The sequence below is a fragment of the Gemmatimonadaceae bacterium genome (genome assembly GCA_036003045.1).
Taxonomy (GTDB): domain Bacteria; phylum Gemmatimonadota; class Gemmatimonadetes; order Gemmatimonadales; family Gemmatimonadaceae; genus JAQBQB01.
This window is the reverse complement of record DASYSS010000060.1, coordinates 1-2,406: the sequence shown is the minus strand read 5'-3', so window position 1 is coordinate 2,406 and position 2,406 is coordinate 1. Positions and strand designations below refer to the sequence as shown.

Sequence of the window (2,406 nt, the reverse complement as noted above, 5' to 3'; positions counted from 1 at the left end):
CCCGTCATAGCGGTCGGCGGCGAGTAGGAGCCCGTCGGCCGCGTCGTCGACGAAGAGGAACTCGCGGGTAGGCGAGCCGTCTCCCCACAAGACGACCTCGTCCGGCGACTCGACCATCTTGCGGATCAGGTCGGGGATCACGTGGGCGTTCGTCGGGTGGAAGTTGTCGCGCGGGCCGTAGAGGTTCGCCGGCAGCAGGAAGATCGCATCGAGCCCGTATTGCTCACGATACGACTGCGCGCCGACGAGGATCGACTTCTTCGCGACGCCGTACGGCGCGTTCGTCTCCTCGGGGTAGCCGTTCCACAGGTCCTCCTCGTGGAACGGGACCGGCGTGAACTTTGGATAGGCACAAACGGTCCCGACCACGACGACCTTGCCCACTCCGTGCAGCCGGGCCTGCTCGAGCACGTGCGCGCCCATCATGAGGTTCGCGTACCAGTAGCGGCCGGGGTTCGCCCGGTTCGCGCCGATGCCGCCGACCTCGGCTGCGAGGTGGAAGACGAGCTCGGGCCGGGCGTCGGCGAAGAGGCGCTCGGCGTCGGCTTCGTGCGTCAGGTCGCAGTCCCCTCGCCGCGCGACGAACGGCTCGATGCCCTGCGCCTGCAGCCGCTCGACGAGATGCGACCCGAGGAAGCCGCCTCCACCGGTCACGAGGACTCGCATACCCCCAAGCGTAGACACCCGGGACGATCCTCTAAGCCCGTGGTTATGCGCCCCCGGTCGGACGCGCCTGATCTGCGATCCTGCCTTCAGCGTCCGACAGCCGTGAAAAGTCGGCGTCTAGCAGCGACTTCCGGTGTGGCAACAGGCGCCGCAGTCTCACTCCGTGACGGCTCGCGACAAACGGGAATGCACGCGCCGCCTTCCGTGAACGAGTGAACAGGTGGACGCTGCCGCCGCGATTGGATGCCGCGAACATCCCAAGCTGACCAGCGAGCACCGCGAGCGACCGACGCGAATAGAACGAGACATGTTGGCCGCTCTCCAGCGCGTAGTACCACCAATCCCCGGGCGGAAGGGCCGGCTCGGGAAGCAACAGCGTGCTGACCAGCAGATTGTCCGCGACCTCAGCCATACGAGCGACGTCGTCGGCGGGCCGTGGTAGGTGCTCGAGCACCTCAAACGCGGTCACGAGTTCGGCGCGACCGCCATCGGCCCACTCGAAACCCCGCGCGAAGAGGTTGTCGCAGAACGGGTCGCGCCAGTAGAAGTCGAAGCCGCGATCCCGCATCAAGCGGACCAGGATCCCGTAGCCGCCACCCCAGTCGAGAAAGCGACCACTGCTATCGAAGAGCATTGAGATCACGGCCGCCGTCGTATCGCCTAGAGCGATGTTGCGGCTGATTATCCCCAGGTCGATGTTCGAGATCGGTCGCTCGTACGCTCGCTCGAGCCAGTATGGCTCTTCGGTCTGTACGAAACCGCACGCGTGGCAGCGGTAGTAGCTGATCTCGAGGGAGGCGAGGATACGCGCCGACCCGAACGGCAACGCATCTTCGCCGCAGATCCGACAGCGTTCAGCTCTTGTCAAGGCCGGTCACCCCAGGCTGTGTCGGCGCTCCATCGACGGCCCTCCCCAACCTCTCGAGATCGGCGTCGACAAGCAGATGGACGAGTTCCTCGAAGCTGAGGGTCGGTCGCCAGCCGAGCTGTGCGCGTGCCTTCGTAGGCGCACCCACCAGGTTGTGGAGCTCCGCGCGACCGCGGACGAGAGTCGGGTCGGTGCGCACGTGGTCGCGCCAGTCGAGACCGACGTGGGCGAACGCCACCTCCACCAGCTCTCGCACGCTGTGAGTCTGACCCGAGGCGATGACGAAGTCAGCAGGACTGGCCTGCCTCAGCATGAGACGCATGGCGTTGACGTAGTCGCCCGCGTATCCCCAATCGCGGCGTGCGTCAAGATTGCCGAGCATCAGTTCGTTGTCGAGCCCCATCGCAATCCGTGCGACGCCGTTGGCCACCTTCCGCGGCAGGAAGTCCAGTGGCCGCCGCGGTGACTCGTGGTTGTAGAGGATGCCCGAGCATGCGTAGATCCCATATTGGCGACGGTACGCCTGCGTGATGAAGTGCCCGTACGCCTTCGCGATGCCGTACGGCGTCGCCGGGACGATCGGCGTCTCCTCGATCTGCGGCGCCTCGGACGGGTCGCCGAATATCTCGCTCGACGAGGCCTGGTAAAAGCGGATCGTCTCGTCGACCTGACGAATCGCCTCGAGCATGGCGGTGACTCCTACGGCGGCGAACTCCGCCGTCAGTACCGGTTGCTTCCAGGAAAGCGGGACGAACGAGGGCGATGCGAGGTTGTAGACCTCGTGCGGCTCGCAGGCCTCCAGCACCGTCACGAGGGAAGCCTGGTCGAGCAGGTCCGCGGGCAGGAGTTCGATGCGACGCCGGACGTTCTCG

General features: G+C 66.0%; 3 protein-coding genes. All 3 read right to left on the bottom strand.

Annotation, left to right across the window (positions count from 1 at the left end; translation table 11 throughout):
- The coding region (locus VGQ44_16200; protein ID HEV8448372.1) for an NAD-dependent epimerase/dehydratase family protein at positions 1-666 on the bottom strand (666 nt) is incomplete at its 3' end.
- 43 nt (positions 667-709) lie between these two features.
- Complete coding sequence (locus VGQ44_16195) at positions 710-1,492, bottom strand: class I SAM-dependent methyltransferase (protein ID HEV8448371.1); 783 nt, start codon at positions 1,490-1,492, stop codon at positions 710-712.
- Between the two features lie 28 nt (positions 1,493-1,520).
- A partial coding sequence (locus VGQ44_16190) for a GDP-mannose 4,6-dehydratase (protein HEV8448370.1) occupies positions 1,521-2,406 on the bottom strand: 886 nt, incomplete at its 5' end.